Raw genomic sequence first — 16,431 nt, 5'->3', positions numbered from 1 at the left:
CTTCTGAAGTGCGGGGCCCCCGTCGTCGTACGGGCCCGGATGTTCAGCCGGCAGGCGTGCCCACGATCCCGCCCACCGGCTCCGTTACCCCAACAGGCCGCCCACCAGGCCCGGCTGGGAGGAGGAGCCTCCGCCGTCGGAGCCGCCTGAGGAGCCCCCGCTGGCGCTGCCGCCGGAGGTGGGGCCGGAGCTGGTGCTGGGGGCCTGCTGGGCCGGGGAGGACTGCTGCGGTGGAGCCTGGCCGGTCGTGCCCTGGGTCTGGCTGGGCGAGCCGCCGGTGGCGGTGCCGGTGTCGCGGGTGGCGCCCGGGGTGGCGGTCGTGCCGGCGGAAGGGCCGGTCGTGGCGCCCTGGGTCGGCGAACTGGAGGCCGACGGGGTCTTCTTCTGCCGCTTGGCGGGGTCCTGCGGGAGCGGGGAACCGGGCAGTTCGTTGCGCGGGGCCTCGCCCGGGCCGGGGACGACGACGCGGTCGGCGTCGCGGACGGCACCGCCGAGGAGCGAGCCGACCAGCAGGGTGAGGCCGGCGGCGATGACGGTGATGAGGGCGCCGCGGCGCAGGACGTAGTGGCGCAGGTCCCAGATGTCGGCGCGAGGCCCGAGGCGCCGCCAGGCGCCGCCGGCGAGGCGGCCGTCGATGGAGTAGACGGGGGCGCCGGCGATGATCAGCGGGGACCAGGCGGCGAGGAAGATGATGTCGGGGGTGTCGTAGGCGGGGACGCTCTTCCAGCTGACGGTGACGAGGAGCGCGGCGGACAGACCGGCGCCGACGACCGCGGCGACGCGCTGCCAGCAGCCCAGGATCGTGAGGACGCCCACGATGACCTGGAGGAAGGCGATGACGAGTCCGGCGCCGACAGGGTGCTGGAGGGCGAACTGCCGCAGGGGTTCGGCGACTTCCCAGGGGTGCAGGGTGTTGAGCCACTTGACCATGGAGCCGCGTTCGCCGCCGTCGAAGTAGACGGGGTCGCAGAGTTTGCCCATGCCGGCGTAGATGGAGATGCAGCCGAGGAAGAGGCGCAGCGGGAGGAGGACGACGCCGAGGTTCATGCGGCGGCCCGGGTAGTAGGCGTGCCGGGCGGGGTCGTCGCTGTGGCGCTTGGCGCGGTGGCTCCGGTCGGCGCCGCCGTCCTCGTACCCCTCGAACTCCTCGCCCCTGTAGGCGGGTTCGTCGTCGACGCTGCCCACGGTCCGCATGTGGGGCAGCAGCCGGGGGCCGTCGGGGTCGTGCCTGCGCTGGGCGCCGACGACCGGGGTCTCGACGGTCTGGGCGAGGTCGCCGTAGCCGTCGTCGGGGTAACGGCCGTCGTCATAGCCGCCGTTGACGTCGACGCGGGGGATGACCTGAGTGGCTCCGGCGTCGGCGGCCGGTTCCTCGCCGTGGCGGACGCTGCCGCCCCGCACGGCCTGGAGCAGGCGGTGGGCGCCGGTGTCGTCGGGGTCGGACTTGCCGCTCCAGACGACGGGTTGGCGGCGGGCGCCCGCGGCCGCGCCGGGTCTGCCTGCCGCGGCCCGGACCGCGGGGATCCGGGCGGTGCCGTCGGTGGTCAAGTGCCGGGCGATCCGCGGGGATTGGGTACGTCCCGTCGACGCGCCCAACTGCACGCGGAAGCTCGCATGATTGACGATGATCTGCGCCGGATCGCTCGGCACCTTCACCATGCTCAGCGCGGGAGCGTCGTCGAAGCCCGACGGGCCGTCCCCCGTGGGTGTGCGGGGTGTTCTGGTGTCCACACTCATCTAACCGAGTGACGTGTGCTTAGGACACTGCTTTGACTGGGCGGATCTGTCCGGACCCCGTCAAGGTTGTCCTTGACGCCAGGAACACCCCGTGTGGGTGACTACGTCGAACAACCGCTCAGGCGCGTCGCCGTGCCGCCTCGTACAGCACGATGCCCGCCGCGACACCGGCGTTGAGCGACTCGGCGCCGCCCGGCATCGGGATCCGCACCCGGTGGTCGCACGTCTCGCCGACGAGCCGGGACAGGCCCTTGCCCTCGCTGCCGACGACGATGACGACGGGCCCGGACAGTGCCTCCAGGTCACCGATCTCGGCCTCGCCGTCGGCGGCGAGACCGACGACCGCGATGCCGGCCTTCTTGTACGCCTCCAGGGCGCGCGTCAGGTTGGTGGCACGGGCGACGGGCGTACGGGCGGCCGCACCGGCCGATGTCTTCCAGGCGCCGGCGGTCATGCCGGCGGCGCGCCGCTCGGGGACGACCACGCCGTGGCCGCCGAAGGCGGAGACGGACCGGACGACGGCGCCGAGGTTGCGCGGGTCGGTGACGCCGTCGAGGACGACGATGAGCGGGTCCTCGCCCTTGTCGTAGGCGGCGTTCGCGAGGTCCTCGGGGTGCGCGTACTCGTACGGCGGGACCTGGAGGACCAGGCCCTGGTGGTTGAGGCCGTTGGTCATGCGGTCGAGCTCGGGGCGGGGGGCCTCCATGAGGTGGATGCCGCCGCGCTCGGCGACGAGCTGGAGCGCCTCGCGGACCCGCTCGTCGTTGTCGATGAACTGCTGGACGTAGAGCGTCACCGCGGGCACGCCCTCGCGCAGCGCCTCGACGACGGGGTTGCGGCCGACGACCATCTCCGAGGTGCCCTTGCCGCCCCGGCCGCGCTGCGCGGGACGGCGTACCGTCTGCTTCGCCTTGGCGTTGGCCACGCGGTTCTTCTTGTGTCCCTTGCGCATCTCGGCGGGCGGGGTCGGGCCCTTGCCCTCGAGGCCCCTGCGTCGCTGGCCGCCACTGCCGACCTGCGCGCCCTTCTTGCCGGACATGCGGCGGTTGTTGGCTGCCATGACCTACCCGTCTGTTCTCTACTGCGCCGAAGCGTGCGTGTGTACGTATATGCAGTGTGCCGCCCGGATGGCCGGGCGGCACAATCGATCAAGAAAGCGTCAGCGCGGGCCGAGGCTCCAACGGGGCCCCTGCGGACTGTCCTCGATGACGAGGCCGGACTGGTTGAGCTGGTCGCGGATGGCGTCCGCGGTGGCCCAGTCCTTGCGGGAACGGGCCGCTTCCCGCTGGTCGAGGACGAGTCGTACGAGACTGTCGACGACCCCGTGGAGGTCGTCCCCGCGGTCGGCCTCGCCGGCCCAGTGCGGGTCCAGCGGGTCCAGGCCGAGGACGCCGAGCATGGCGCGGACCTCGGCGAGGCGGGCCACGGCGGCTTCCTTGTCGTCGGCGGCCAGTGCGGAGTTGCCCTGCCGGACGGTGGTGTGCACGACGGCGAGTGCCTGCGGGACGCCCAGGTCGTCGTCCATCGCCTCGGCGAAGGCGGGCGGGACGTCGGCGGACGGCTCGACGACTCCCCCGGCCTTCTCCACCACGCGCTGCACGAAGCCCTCGATCCGCGCGAACGCGGACTCGGCCTCGCGCAGGGCCTCCTCGCTGTACTCGATCATCGAGCGGTAGTGCGGGGTGCCCAGGTAGTAGCGCAGCACGATCGGGCGCCACCGCTGGACCATCTCGGACACGAGGACCGAGTTGCCCAGGGACTTGGACATCTTCTCGCCGCTCATGGTGACCCAGGCGTTGTGGAGCCAGTAGCGGGCGAACTCGTCGCCGTAGGCCTTGGCCTGGGCGATCTCGTTCTCGTGGTGCGGGAAGATCAGGTCCAGGCCGCCGCCGTGGATGTCGAAGACGGTGCCCAGGTACTTGTGGGCCATCGCCGAGCACTCCAGGTGCCAGCCGGGGCGGCCCCGGCCCCACGGCGTCTCCCAGCTGGGCTCGCCGGGCTTGACCGCCTTCCACAGGGCGAAGTCCCGCGGGTCGCGCTTGCCGGTCTCGCCGTCGCCGGAGGGCTGGAGCAGGTTGTCCAGCTCCTGGTTGGACAGACGCAGGTACTCCGGGAAGGACCTGACGTCGAAGTAGACGTTGCCGTCGGACTCGTAGGCGTGGCCGCGCTCGATGAGTCCGCGCATCATCTCGACCATCTCGGTGACATGGCCGGTGGCGCGCGGTTCGTAGGTCGGGGGCAGGCAGCCGAGCGCCGTGTAGCCGTCGTTGAAGGCGCGCTCGTTCTCGTAACCGATCGACCACCAGGGGCGGCCCTGGTCGGCCGCCTTGGTGATGATCTTGTCGTCGATGTCGGTGACGTTGCGGATGAACGTGACGTCGTAGCCGCGGTATTCGAACCAGCGGCGCAGGATGTCGAAGTTCAGGCCCGAGCGGATGTGCCCGATGTGCGGTGCCGCCTGCACCGTGGCGCCACACAGGTAGATCGAGACACAACCCGGCTGGAGCGGGGCGAAGTCACGGATCTGCCGGGCACTGGTGTCGTACAGGCGAATAGTCACGAGTCCAGGGTAGTAGGCGCAGGGCAGTGCCTTGCGCCCATTCCTGCCAAGGGGGACACATTCGTGACGGCGGTCGGCTCTGTCAGCCGTTCCGCGCCACGAGGGCCGTCGCCACCGCCATGAGGCCCTCGTCCCGGCCGGGGAATCCGAGACCGTCGGTGGTCGCGCCGGACACCGACACCGGGGCGCCGGCCGCCTCCGAGAGGAGCTTCTGGGCCTCGTCGCGGCGCTTGCCGATCTTCGGGCGGGGCCCTACGACCTGTACGGCGATGTTGCCGATGGTGAAGCCGGCCTCGCGGACGATCCGGGCGGCCTCCGTCAGCAGGGTCACCCCGGAGGCGCCGGACCACTCGGGGCGGCCGGTGCCGAAGTGCCGGCCGAGGTCGCCGAGGCCCGCGGCCGAGAACAGGGCGTTGCAGGCGGCGTGCGCGACGACGTCGGCGTCGGAGTGGCCGGCGAGGCCCGGCCCCTCGCCCTCCCACTTGAGGCCGGCGCACCACAGTTCGCGGCCCTCTTCGAAGGCGTGGATGTCGGTGCCGATGCCGACCTGGGGAAGCAGGGGTGCCTCAGAAGCCATCGTTGAGCCTCCTGCGGGCCAGGACCGCCTCCGCGAGGACGAGGTCCAGCGGACGGGTGACCTTGAAGGCCTCTTCGTGGCCGGGGACGGTCACGACCGTGAGGCCGAGCTGCTCGACCATGCCCGCGTCGTCGGTGACGGCGTCGGTGACCGTCTCGTGGGCGCGGATCAGGGTGGCCCGGTCGAAGCCCTGGGGGGTCTGCACGGCACGCAGGCGGTCCCGCCGCGGGGTGGCCACCACCGGCTCCGGCTCACCCGGGGTCGCGGCGGGCTCGACCTCCTTGACGGTGTCCGCGAGGGGCAGCGCCGGGACCACGGCCACGGCTCCTTCTCGTACGGCCTCGATGACGGCGTCCACCGTGTCGACCGGGACCAGAGGGCGGGCCGCGTCGTGCACCAGCACGATGTCGTACTCGGGCGGCAGGGCGTCCAGGCCGAGCTTCACGGACTCCTGACGGCTGTCGCCGCCGGGGACGACGAGGAAGTCGGTGCGCTCGGGCAGGGCATGCGCGTCGAGCAGGGACTTGACCTCGGCCGCGCCGTCGGGCGGGGCGACGACGACCACGAGGGACACCGCCCGGGAGGCGGCCAGTGCGCGGAGTGCGTGGATGAGCATGGGGGTGCCGTTCAGCGCGCGTAGCGCTTTGGGGGCGCCCGGGCCCAGGCGCACGCCTCGGCCGGCGGCCGGGATCACGGCCGCCGTGCGGGCAGCCGTAGGCGAGGGAGGCAAAACGTCAGACATCGGTTCCTGTCAGGTTTGTGTGCTCGGCCTAGGTGGGTATGGCCTCAGCGTGCCGGGTACGACAGCTTGACCGGAACCCTTCCGTGACCCTGGTCGAGCCCCATACCCGGACCCGGCACACCGAGTGTCGGGGGACTTCCCCCGAGATGAACACGCTTACGGCGCCGGAGTACGAACATGCCGCAGCGCCCGGCGACGGGGAATACGTCATCGGGCACCGCGGCATTCAAATGTGCTGAGGCTGGCTTGCGCCGGCGTCAGGACGCGAGAACCTCGTCGAGCAGGGCCTCCGCCTTGTCCTCGTTCGTGTTCTCCGCGAGCGCGAGCTCGCTCACCAGGATCTGGCGGGCCTTGGCGAGCATGCGCTTCTCACCGGCGGAGAGTCCGCGCTCGCGCTCACGACGCCACAGGTCACGCACGACTTCCGCGACCTTGATGACATCGCCGGAGGCGAGCTTCTCCAGGTTTGCCTTGTAACGACGCGACCAGTTCGTGGGCTCCTCGGCGTACGGCGCGCGCAGCACCTCGAAGACCCGGTCCAGCCCATCCTGACCGACCACATCACGCACGCCGACGAACTCCGCATTGTCCGCTGGCACACGCACCGTCAGGTCACCCTGGGCGACCTTCAGAACCAAGTAGGTCTTGTCCACGCCTTTGATCTGGCGAGTTTCGATAGCCTCGATCAGCGCGGCCCCGTGATGGGGATAGACCACGGTGTCGCCAACCTTGAACGTCATGTGACAGGTACCCCTTCCGTGGCTATCCAGAGTAACACGGAAACTGCGGGTTCTGAATGGCGTTTCCGCAGGTCAGGGCATATCTCGGGGCTTGACAACAGCAACAGGAACGTGCTGCGCGGGGCGAGCGGAAGAATGTATTCGCAGGTCGGAGCGGCTGTCCGCCGGAGGTGAAACGCGTACGTTACACACACTCGGAGACCCCTCCAAGTGGCGGAACATCCCCATATGTCCGCTTCCAAGCGTGCGACTTCCGCTACTCCGTTCGGTGCGCGGAGTCGGGTACGAGACGAATCCGAAATTGATCACAGGGGTGCCCGACCAGCCGGACCGTGATCAATTCCGGGGTTCACGGATTCCTTCACGGAAAATTCCCGCCGCGCGGTCAGCGGTACTTATGTGAATGCCGGACAAGCGCGGGACCAATGTGGCGCAGGAGTCACTTGTGAGCGCTGTGGTGCACGCCCGCCGAGGGAACGCCGAGGGAGGACGGAGCGAAGAGGGAGCGAAGACGGACGGAAGATGAGGGCTCGGGGGAGGGTCGGGTGCGGTCCCGCCGGAACGGCTCGGTAACCTGAAGCCGCTGACAGACACTTAGCGCGGCTTTACGGGCCGCCTCGCTCGAGTCAAGGAGTCGCCGCCGCCGTGAGCAGCAGCCTTCGACGCGGTGCCCTCGCCGCCGCCGCCATCGCGTTCTCGATCGCCTCGCTCTCCGCGTGCGCGGCCGGCAACAACGCTCAGACCCTGGAGATCAAGCCGGACAACGCCGCCACGTCCGTCGGTGACCTCGAGCTGCAGGGCATCGTGATCATCACCCAGCCGGACGCCGCGGCCGAGGGCCCGGCCGTCATCACCGGCACCCTCTTCAACAACGGCAGCACCCCCCAGACGCTGGACTCGGTGAGCGTCGCCGGTGGCGGCAACGCCGAGCTCAAGCCCGCCAAGGGCACGGGCAAGGTGACCGTCCCGGCCAACGGCTCCGTCATCCTCGGCGGCAAGGGCAACGCCTCCGCGGCGCTGAACAGCCTCGGTGAGAGTGTCCAGAACGGCAACGCCCAGAAGGTCACCTTCACCTTCAGCAAGACCGGTGCCGTGAGCCTGCGCGCGTTCGTCGTCCCGGCCGAGAGCTACTTCTCCACCTGGGGTCCGACCAAGATCCCGGCCGCGCCGGGCGACACGGCGAGCCCCACCGCGACGACCAGCGAGGAGCCGGGCGCCGGTACCTCGGGCTCCCCCTCCGCGTCGGGCAGTCCGACCGGCTCGGCCACGCCGAACGCGGGCGAGTCGACGGGCACCGCGGCCGCCGGCCACTGAGCGGCCGTAAGAGATCGTCGTACGACGAAGGGCGGGACCTCACCAGAGGTCCCGCCCTTCGTCGTCAGGCGTGTCTTCGGCCCGCGTGCGCGGTTTACGGCTCGAACTTGTAGCCGAGGCCGCGGACCGTCACCAGGTACCGCGGCGCGCCCGGGTCCGGCTCGATCTTGGCGCGCAGGCGCTTGACGTGGACGTCGAGGGTCTTGGTGTCGCCGACGTAGTCCGCGCCCCACACCCGGTCGATGAGCTGCATGCGGGTCAGAACCCGGCCGGCGTTGCGCAGGAGCATCTCCAGGAGGTCGAACTCCTTGAGGGGGAGGTCGACCTTGGAGCCGGAGACCGTGACGACGTGGCGGTCCACGTCCATGCGGACCGGGCCGGCCTCCAGGGCCGCCGGGGTGACCTCCTCCGGCTCGCCGCGGCGGCGCAGCACGGCGCGGATGCGGGCGACCAGCTCGCGGGAGGAGAACGGCTTGGTCACGTAGTCGTCGGCCCCTATCTCCAGGCCGACCACCTTGTCGATCTCGCTGTCCTTGGCGGTCACCATGATGACGGGGACGTTGGAACGGTTGCGCAGCTGGCGGCACACCTCGGTGCCCGGCAGGCCGGGCAGCATCAGGTCCAGGAGGACGAGGTCGGCGCCGTTGCGCTCGAACTCGTCGAGTCCGTCGGGCCCGGTGGTCGCGACGGCGACCTCGAAGCCTTCCTTGCGGAGCATGTACGACAGGGCGTCGGAGAAGGACTCCTCGTCCTCGACGACGAGCACTCGGGTCACGGAAGGACCTCCGGGGAGGGGAGCGGTTCACAAGAAGATGGCTGGGGGGACGAAAAGTCGGCCTCGTCGCGGAGACCGTGGCGACCCTCGAGACCGTCGAGGCCGGCGTTCCGGTGGGCGCGGTCGCGGGCGGCGCCCGTCTCCGGCAGCCGGAGGGTGAAGGTGGAGCCCTGTCCCTCGGAGCTCCACACGGTGACCTCCCCGCCGTGCGAGGCGGCCACGTGCTTGACGATGGCGAGGCCCAGGCCCGTGCCGCCGGTGGCACGGGAGCGGGCGGGGTCGACGCGGTAGAAGCGCTCGAAGATGCGCTCCTTGTCCTTGTCGGAGATACCGATCCCCTGGTCGGTGACGGCGACCTCGATCATGTCACCGCCGGGCGCGTTCACCCGGCGGGCGGCTATGCCGACGCGGGTGCGGGCGGGCGAGTAGTTGACGGCGTTCTCGACGAGGTTGCCGAGCGCCGCGGCGAGCTGGCCGCGGTTGCCGTAGACGTGCAGGTCGGCGGTGCCTCCTGAGGCCATGGTGATCTGCTTGGTGCCGGCCTGGTGCCGGCAGCGGTCGACGGCCTCGGCGACGAGTTCGTCGACACGGACCGGTTCGGCGTCCTCGAGGGGATCGTCGTTCTGTACGCGCGACAGGTCGATGAGCTCCTGCACGAGGTTGGTGAGCCGGGTCGCCTCGATCTGCATCCGGCCGGCGAAGCGCTCCACCGCCTCCGGATCCTCCGACGCGTCCATGACGGCCTCGGACAGCAGGGAGAGCGCGCCGACCGGGGTCTTGAGCTCATGACTGACGTTCGCCACGAAATCGCGCCGCACCGCCTCGATGCGCCGGGCCTCGGTGAGGTCCTCCACGAGGAGCAGCACCAGGCGGGAGCCGAGGGGGGCGACGCGAGCGGAGACGGCGAGGGCCTCGCCACGGCCGGTGCCGCGTCTGGGGAGGTCCAGCTCCACCTGGCGTATCTCACCGTCGCGCCGGGTGTCGCGAGCCATCTGGAGCATCGGCTCGACGGAGAGCTTGCCGCCGCGGACCAGCCCGAGGGCGTACGCGGCCGAGCTGGCCTTGACCACGGCGTCCGCCTCGTCCAGTACGACGGCCGAGGACCGGAGCACGGACAGGACGGTGTCCACACCCGGCGGAAGCACCGGATCCGTATGCAGCGAGGTGCGGGTGGGGCGTTTCTGCTCCCGCTCGCTCCAGCGGAACGCCAGCATGGCGATGACGCCGGTGAGCACACCGGCGATCGCTGCTGCTGCGGCGACCGCCGCGTTCACGTCCATGCACCCAGGTTAGGCATGGGATGGGCCCCGACCACAGCCGTCCGAGTGCGAGCTCGAACACTCGTCGCCCAGAGTTCACCTTGGAGCCAGTGATGGTTCATTTGGGGTGACGGAAACCGACGCGTACGGGGCGGAACGTGGGAGCGTGGGGTGCGAAGCTCCGGTTTTGCACGCGACAGTCGCGCCGGGCCCCGGCCCCGGTGACCCCCGAAGATCACGTACGAGAGGGAACCCCTGATGCGGGACGCGTACCACGAGGAACTTGATTCGATCGGCGACGGTCTGGTGGAGATGGCCCGGCTGGTCGGGTCGGCGATCGGGCGCGCCACGACGGCGATCCTCGACTCCGACCTGAAGCTTGCCGAGAGTGTCATCGAGGCCGACCAGAAGGTCGACGACCTGCAACACGAGCTGGAGGCGCGGGCGATAGCACTGCTGGCCCGCCAGCAGCCGGTGGCGACGGACCTGCGGATCGTCGTCACCTCGCTGAGGATGTCCGCCGACCTGGAGCGCTCGGGCGACCTGGCCCAGCACGTGGCGAAGCTCGCCCGGCTGCGCTTCCCGGCCCGTGCCATCCCTCACGACCTGCACGCGACCATCCTGGAGATGGGCCAGCTCGCGCAGCGCCTGATGGCGAAGGCCGCCGAGGTGATCATCACGAAGGACGTCGACCTCGCGCTCCAGCTGGAGCAGGACGACGACGCGATGGACCTCCTCCACCGCACGCTCTTCCAGCACCTGATGGACGACCGCTGGAAGCACGGCATCGAGACGGCCGTGGACGTCACCCTGCTCGGCCGCTACTACGAGCGGTACGCCGACCACGCGGTCGCGGTCGCCAAGCGCGTGGTGTACCTGGTGACGGGTGAGCACGCGGACGAGCTCCAGCAGGAGATGCAGTCGGTGGCGGGCGTGGAGGGGGCCTGACCCTTTGGGGGTGCGGGGCCCGTTCGCGGCGTGCGGGAGCCTCTGTGCGCCGTTGATGCGCCCAGCGGAACGGGCATCCAATGGGCACAGGCACCAGCCTTGAGGAGGGACCATGACCGAATCCCTGAGCACGCCCGGTACCGCACCCGACCCCACGCAGCAACGCCCGACCGAACAGCCCGCCGAGATCAGGAACCTGACCTTGACAGCCGCTTGCGGCTGCGGGTCGGGGTGCGGGTGCGGGTGCCAGTCGGGGAACCCTTGCCAGTGCGGGTGACGGCGGGGTAGGGCGCGGAGAGTTTGGTACGGCTTGGTTTCGTACGAGTGGGTTCTCTCGTACGACGGTGAAGGGCCCCGGTGCGTGCCGGGGCCCTTCTCAGCGCTCGGGCGTGTTCGAGCCGCCGACCACCCACCGGGTCCGCCGCACGACCGCCCCTCCGCTGCCGGATGACCAGGCGCTCGCTGCAGGGCCGGGCTGCGAGGGGGCACGGGTGGCCCGGTCTGCCGTACAGGCGCACCCTGAAGGGGAGCAGGCGAACCACTCGCGCACTCGGAAGGTCAAGGAGGTGCGAGGCCATGACGCAGTTCATGGACGTCCACCACGGCTTCGAGGGCATCACGCCCGAGCAACTGAGGCAGGCGCACGACGCCGACCTCGCCATAGAGAAGGAAGAGGGCGTGCACTTCGAGCGGGCCTGGGCGGACCCCGAGGCCGGCATCGTCTACTGCCTCTCCGAGGCCCCCGACGCCGACGCGGTCCAGCGCGTCCACGAGCGGGCCGGCCACAAGGCGGACGAGATTCACCGGGTACCACTGTCGATCTGACGGTACGGCGAGGGTAGGGCCCGCCCGGTCGCCCAGAGCGGCCCAGACACAACATCAAGCCCCCTACCGGCGGAGAAGCCGCAGGTAGGGGGCTTGATCGTGTCGGCTTACTTCTTCTTGCCCTGGTTCTTGACCGCCTCGATCGCCGCCGCGGCCGCGTCGGGGTCCAGGTACGTGCCGCCGGGCTTCAGGGGCTTGAAGTCCGCGTCGAGTTCGTACGACAGGGGGATGCCCGTCGGGATGTTCAGGCCCGCGATGTCGGCGTCGGAGATGCCGTCGAGGTGCTTGACCAGGGCGCGGAGGCTGTTGCCGTGGGCGGCTACCAGGACCGTGCGGCCGGTCAGGAGGTCGGGGACGATGCCGTCGTACCAGTACGGGAGCATGCGGAGGACGACGTCCTTGAGGCACTCCGTGCGGGGGCGGACCTCCGGGGGGATCGTCGCGTAGCGCGCGTCGTCCGACTGGGAGAACTCCGTGCCGTCCTCGAGGGGCGGGGGCGGGGTGTCGTAGGAGCGGCGCCACAGCATGAACTGCTCCTCGCCGAACTCGGCGAGCGTCTGGGCCTTGTCCTTGCCCTGGAGGGCGCCGTAGTGGCGCTCGTTCAGGCGCCAGGAGCGGTGGACGGGGATCCAGTGGCGGTCCGCGGACTCCAGCGCGAGCTGGGCCGTGCGGATCGCTCGCTTCTGGAGCGAGGTGTGCACCACGTCGGGCAGCAGGCCGGCGTCCTTGAGCAGCTCACCGCCGCGGACTGCCTCCTTCTCGCCCTTCTCGTTGAGGTTGACGTCCACCCAGCCGGTGAACAGGTTCTTCGCGTTCCATTCGCTCTCGCCGTGGCGGAGGAGGATCAGCTTGTACGGTGCGTCGGCCATGCGTATGAGCGTAATCCAAGGGGTCGATCCCTTGTACGTCCGCTCGGCAGGCGGACGGTTGACGGGGATCTGTTAATTGGGTGGCCTGCGACGACACCGGGGTCGTAATGTGTGCTCGCCGCCTGAGCCGCTTACACCCGTTGCATCCGTGGGGGGATCCGCCATGTCCGTCGCCGCCCTGAGACGTGCCACCCGTGAGACCGTCTCCGGCCTCCCCCGCGAGTTCTGGTGGCTGTGGACCAGCACGCTCGTCAACCGGCTCGGCGCGTTCGTGGCCACGTTCATGGCTCTCTATCTCACCCTTGACCGCGGGTACTCCGCCACCTACGCCGGGCTCGTCGCCTCGCTGCACGGCCTGGGTGGGGTCATCTCCTCCCTCGTCGGTGGCGTGATGGCCGACCGGATCGGGCGGCGGCCCACGCTGCTCGTCGCCCAGACGTCCACCGCGGCCTCCGTGGCCCTGCTCGGGTTCGTGCACCACCCCCTCGCGATCGCCGGCGTCGCCTTCCTCGTCGGGATGGCCTCCAACGCCTCACGGCCGGCCGTGCAGGCGATGATGGCGGACATCGTGCGGCCCGAGGACCGGGTGCGGGCCTTCTCGTTGAACTACTGGGCCATCAACCTCGGGTTCGCCGTCTCCTCCATGGGCGCCGGGTTCATCGCCGAGGTCAGTTATCGCGCGGGCTTTCTCATCGAGGCGGGGATGACGGCCGTCTGCGCGGTCGTGGTGTTCCTGAAGCTTCCGGAGTCGCGGCCCACCGCGCAGAAGAGCGAGGCCGAGTCGACCGTCGACGTCGGCCTCGGCACCGTCCTGCGCGACGGGCGCTTCATGAGCGTCGTCGGGCTGTCCTTCCTCGTCGCGCTGATCTTCCAGCAGGGCGCGGTCGGCCTCCCGGTGGCCATGGGCGAGGCCGGGTTCACACCCGCCGACTACGGCCTGGCGATCGCCGTCAACGGCGTGCTGATCGTCGTGCTGCAGATCCCCGTCACCCGGTTCATCGAACACCGGGACGCCAAGCGGCTGCTGGTCGTCTCGTCTCTGCTCGCCGGATACGGCTTCGGGCTGACCGCCTTCGCCGGGTCGATCGGCGTCTTCGCCCTCACGGTGTGCGTGTGGACACTGGGCGAGATGATCAACGCGCCGACGCAGACGGGTCTCGTCGTCCGGTTGTCGCCGGTCCACGGCCGAGGGCGCTACCAGGGCATGTACACCCTGTCCTGGGCCCTCGCCGCCCTGATCGCCCCCCTGATGTCCGGCGTCGTCATCGACCACTTCGGCGCCGAGTGGCTGTGGGGGCTGTGCGCGGTCGTCGGGACGGTCGCCGCGGTGGGGTTCGGGACGCTGATGCGGCGGCTGCCTGCACCGGACACGGCGAAGAACGGGGTCCTGACGGATTCAAGAGCGGAGGCGCAGACCACCTGATCCCGGGGCACGTCCGCCCTGCCACCCGCTTCGCCGACTTACCCCTGTCCCGCGGTGCCGCACGGTATACAGGAAGCAGCGGTGAGGGGCCGCTGGGGTGGGAGACGCGTATGACCGACAGTTCCACAAGTACCGAAGGCTCCGCGGGGTCCGAGCGAATCTTCGTCAGTCATGCGGGACCGGACAGCCAGTGGGCCGAGTGGGTCGCGTGGCATCTCGTAGAGGCCGGGTACGAGGTCGAGCTCGACGTGTGGGACTGGCCCACCGGCGCCGACTTCGTGAGGCGGATGAGCGACGCATTGGAGCGGGCCTCCGCCGTCGTCGCCCTGTTCTCCCCGGACTACTTCGCCGCCGGCCGCTACACCGAGGAGGAGTGGACCGCCGTTGTGGCCCGTCGCGGCCGGTTCCTTCCGCTGGTCGTCCGGGAGGTGACGAAGGACCAACTGCCCGCGATTCTCGTGCCGCGCATCCGCACGGACCTGCACGAGCTCAAGGACGAGAGCGCCGCCGTCCAGGCCCTTCTGCAGGCCGCACGAGGGCCTGCACGCCCCGTCAGCAAGCCGGACTACCCCCTGGCACCGACCACGCCGGCGCCGAGAACCCCGCACGGTCCCCAACCCCGTTTCCCGTCCGGCACCGACTGGCCGGCGGTGTGGGACGTACGACGGCGGCGGAACCCGCACTTCACCGGCCGCGACGTCGTCATCGAAGAGGTACGGCGCACCCTGCTGGCTGAGCGCCAAGCTGCCGTCCGTGCCCTGCACGGCACCGGTGGCATCGGCAAGACCCAGGTGGCGTTGGAGTACGCCTACCGCTTCGCCGGCCAATACGACGTGGTCTGGTGGGTCGACGCAGAACAGGGCGAGCAGGTCCCCGCCCGCTACGCGGAACTCGCCGCCGAGGTGGGAGTGGCCAGGCCGGGCGCGGGCGTCGAGGCCAACGCGCGGTACGCCCTGGAGTACCTGCGCGCCCACGACCGCTGGCTGGTCGTGCTGGACAACGCGGAGGACCCGCAACAGCTGCGGACCTGGCTGCCCGAAGGTCCCGGTCATCTGCTGGTCACCGCCCGCAACCCGGCCTGGACGAAGATGGTGCCGGGACTGCGGCTCGGCGTCTTCAGCCGGACGGAATCGCTGGCCTACCTGACCGGCCAGCTACCGACGCTGACCGGCGAGCAGGCGGGCTCGCTGGCCGAGGCCCTAGGCGACCTGCCGCTGGCGCTGGCGCAGGCCGCGGGTGTGCTCGGCGACGGCATGCCGCACGACCGGTACCTCTGGCTTCTCGAAGCGAACACCCCCCAGCTCCTTGACCACGGGGAAGTGCACGACTACCCGGTCACGCTGGCCGCAACGGTCACCATCGCAACGGAACGGCTCGACGCCGACCAGCCTGAGGCGACGGCCGTATTGCGACTGGCGGCATTCCTGGGGCCCGAGCCGATTCCGACGGCCTGGCTGATCGCCGGGCGCACGGCCCTGCGTACCGTGCCAGGGGACCCGGGCGACTTCCGCTGGCCGGGCAACGCGCTGCAGCCGCTCGCCCGTTACGGACTGGCCGTCGTGGAACCGGACGCGTTCCAGGTGCACCGCCTGACCCAGGCGGTACTGCGGCACAAAGCGGGCAGCGACTTCGCGGCCACGGTGCGGGACGACGTGGCGGCTCTGCTCACCGCGGTCGATCCCGGTGACCCCGACCTGCCCGAGTCATGGCCGCAATGGGCGTCGCTCACCCCGCATCTGACGGCGGCGCTGCCTGCCCTTCTCGACCGTCCCGAGCTGCGGCGCGCCCTGCTGAACGCTGCCAGGTACCTCGTCCGCAGAGTTCAGTACCAGGCGGCCCGAGCCCTGGCCGAGACTCTGCACGAGACGTGGGCCGCCTCTCTCGGCGAGGACCACCCCGACACCCTCCACGCCATGCACATGGTGACCTGGGTCCTGGACGGCCTGGGGGCTTATCAAGAGGTCCTGCCTCTGGTCGAGGACCTTCTGGAGCGACGCCGCAGGGTACTGGGCGAAGATGATCCCGACACTCTGCGCTCCGCCCACGACCTCGCCATCACGATGAGCAATCTGGAACGCTGGTCCGCGGCGTACACCTTGCAACAGAACGTCCTGGAACGACGCCGGGCAGCACTGGGCGAGGACCATGCCGACACCCTCAACTCCGGCGCCGTCCTCGCGGGTATGCTCAGCGATCTCGATCAGAACGAAGCAGCTCAGCAGGTCATCACGGATGTCCTGGAACGGCGGCGTAAGACACTGGGGAACAATCACCCGGACACCCTGGACAGCATCCGCATCTTCGGACGCGTGCTGCAGGGCGTCGGCCGGTTCGAGGAGGCTCGCCGGCTCCTGGTGGACGTACTGGAACGACAACGACAACTGCTGGGCGACCATCCCCACACTTTCAATACGGCCGCAGTTCTCGCAGAGGTGCTGCTCCGGCTCCGCCGTTACTCCGAGGCGGAGCAGCTCGCGAGGAGCACGAGGGCTCGCATGCGCAGTCTCGTCAGCAACAACCACCGCGTGAGCAGGGGCATCGACGAGATCCTGGCCTCCACGCTCAAAGCCCAGGGAAAAAAGCACGAAGCCCAAAAGCTGACGTCGAAGAAGAACACCAAGAAGCCGGCGTCCGGCAAGAAGAAGAAGCGCCGCCGCTGACC

14 protein-coding genes are annotated in these 16,431 nt (G+C 70.2%); 5 read left to right on the top strand and 9 right to left on the bottom strand.

Translation table 11 applies throughout. From position 1 onward, the window contains the following. Positions 1 to 84 precede the first annotated feature (84 nt). The 6 genes from ACFWWR_RS26660 to ACFWWR_RS26635 all read right to left on the bottom strand — a co-directional run bounded on the left by ACFWWR_RS26660 (position 85) and on the right by ACFWWR_RS26635 (position 6,356). Positions 85 to 1,737: a DoxX family membrane protein gene (locus ACFWWR_RS26660; RefSeq protein WP_384305674.1), complete on the bottom strand. Its 1,653-nt coding sequence runs from the start codon at positions 1,735 to 1,737 to the stop codon at positions 85 to 87. A 118-nt stretch (positions 1,738 to 1,855) separates the two neighbouring features. After that, on the bottom strand, positions 1,856 to 2,797 hold the full coding sequence (gene rlmB / locus ACFWWR_RS26655; RefSeq protein WP_383866567.1) for a 23S rRNA (guanosine(2251)-2'-O)-methyltransferase RlmB: 942 nt from the start codon (positions 2,795 to 2,797) through the stop codon (positions 1,856 to 1,858). 99 nt (positions 2,798 to 2,896) lie between these two features. Beyond that, complete coding sequence (gene cysS / locus ACFWWR_RS26650; RefSeq protein WP_383866569.1) at positions 2,897 to 4,297, bottom strand: cysteine--tRNA ligase; 1,401 nt, start codon at positions 4,295 to 4,297, stop codon at positions 2,897 to 2,899. 82 nt (positions 4,298 to 4,379) lie between these two features. After that, positions 4,380 to 4,874, bottom strand: coding sequence for a 2-C-methyl-D-erythritol 2,4-cyclodiphosphate synthase (gene ispF / locus ACFWWR_RS26645; RefSeq protein WP_383866571.1), 495 nt, complete (start codon positions 4,872 to 4,874; stop codon positions 4,380 to 4,382). Further along, positions 4,864 to 5,616 (bottom strand): 2-C-methyl-D-erythritol 4-phosphate cytidylyltransferase, encoded by a 753-nt coding sequence (ispD, locus tag ACFWWR_RS26640; RefSeq protein ID WP_383866573.1) that lies wholly within the window; start codon positions 5,614 to 5,616, stop codon positions 4,864 to 4,866. Before ispD ends, ispF begins: the two co-directional genes overlap by 11 nt. 257 nt (positions 5,617 to 5,873) lie before the next feature. Next, on the bottom strand, positions 5,874 to 6,356 hold the full coding sequence (locus tag ACFWWR_RS26635; protein WP_003953493.1) for a CarD family transcriptional regulator: 483 nt from the start codon (positions 6,354 to 6,356) through the stop codon (positions 5,874 to 5,876). Positions 6,357 to 7,001: 645 nt separating this feature from the next. Here ACFWWR_RS26635 and ACFWWR_RS26630 point away from each other — a divergent pair. After that, on the top strand, positions 7,002 to 7,670 hold the full coding sequence (locus ACFWWR_RS26630) for a DUF461 domain-containing protein (RefSeq protein ID WP_384305672.1): 669 nt from the start codon (positions 7,002 to 7,004) through the stop codon (positions 7,668 to 7,670). Positions 7,671 to 7,764: 94 nt separating this feature from the next. On the opposite strand, the gene ACFWWR_RS26625 is transcribed toward ACFWWR_RS26630, so the two are convergent. Beyond that, a complete protein-coding gene (locus ACFWWR_RS26625; RefSeq protein WP_383866577.1) occupies positions 7,765 to 8,445 on the bottom strand; it encodes a response regulator in 681 nt (226 codons plus the stop codon). Next, positions 8,442 to 9,725: a sensor histidine kinase gene (locus ACFWWR_RS26620; RefSeq protein ID WP_383866579.1), complete on the bottom strand. Its 1,284-nt coding sequence runs from the start codon at positions 9,723 to 9,725 to the stop codon at positions 8,442 to 8,444. The genes ACFWWR_RS26625 and ACFWWR_RS26620 overlap by 4 nt, the downstream gene beginning before the upstream one ends. Positions 9,726 to 9,962: 237 nt before the next feature. Here ACFWWR_RS26620 and phoU point away from each other — a divergent pair, with 237 nt between their 5' ends. Together phoU and ACFWWR_RS26610 are read left to right on the top strand one after the other, a co-directional pair. Further along, positions 9,963 to 10,652 (top strand): phosphate signaling complex protein PhoU, encoded by a 690-nt coding sequence (gene phoU / locus ACFWWR_RS26615; RefSeq protein ID WP_383866581.1) that lies wholly within the window; start codon positions 9,963 to 9,965, stop codon positions 10,650 to 10,652. A gap of 576 nt (positions 10,653 to 11,228) precedes the next feature. After that, a complete protein-coding gene (locus tag ACFWWR_RS26610; protein ID WP_383866583.1) occupies positions 11,229 to 11,477 on the top strand; it encodes an SCO4226 family nickel-binding protein in 249 nt (82 codons plus the stop codon). A 107-nt stretch (positions 11,478 to 11,584) separates the two neighbouring features. On the opposite strand, the gene ACFWWR_RS26605 is transcribed toward ACFWWR_RS26610, so the two are convergent. Beyond that, complete coding sequence (locus ACFWWR_RS26605) at positions 11,585 to 12,346, bottom strand: phosphoglyceromutase (protein WP_384305669.1); 762 nt, start codon at positions 12,344 to 12,346, stop codon at positions 11,585 to 11,587. Positions 12,347 to 12,509: 163 nt separating this feature from the next. Here ACFWWR_RS26605 and ACFWWR_RS26600 point away from each other — a divergent pair, with 163 nt between their 5' ends. Together ACFWWR_RS26600 and fxsT are read left to right on the top strand one after the other, a co-directional pair. Further along, positions 12,510 to 13,769: an MDR family MFS transporter gene (locus tag ACFWWR_RS26600; RefSeq protein ID WP_384305667.1), complete on the top strand. Its 1,260-nt coding sequence runs from the start codon at positions 12,510 to 12,512 to the stop codon at positions 13,767 to 13,769. 110 nt (positions 13,770 to 13,879) lie between these two features. Next, a complete protein-coding gene (fxsT, locus tag ACFWWR_RS26595; RefSeq protein WP_384305664.1) occupies positions 13,880 to 16,429 on the top strand; it encodes an FxSxx-COOH system tetratricopeptide repeat protein in 2,550 nt (849 codons plus the stop codon). Positions 16,430 to 16,431 lie beyond the last annotated feature (2 nt).

It is taken from the genome of Streptomyces sp. NPDC058678 (assembly GCF_042714835.1).
Taxonomy (GTDB): Bacteria; Actinomycetota; Actinomycetes; order Streptomycetales; family Streptomycetaceae; genus Streptomyces.
This window is presented reverse-complemented; position numbering and strand designations above follow the sequence as displayed.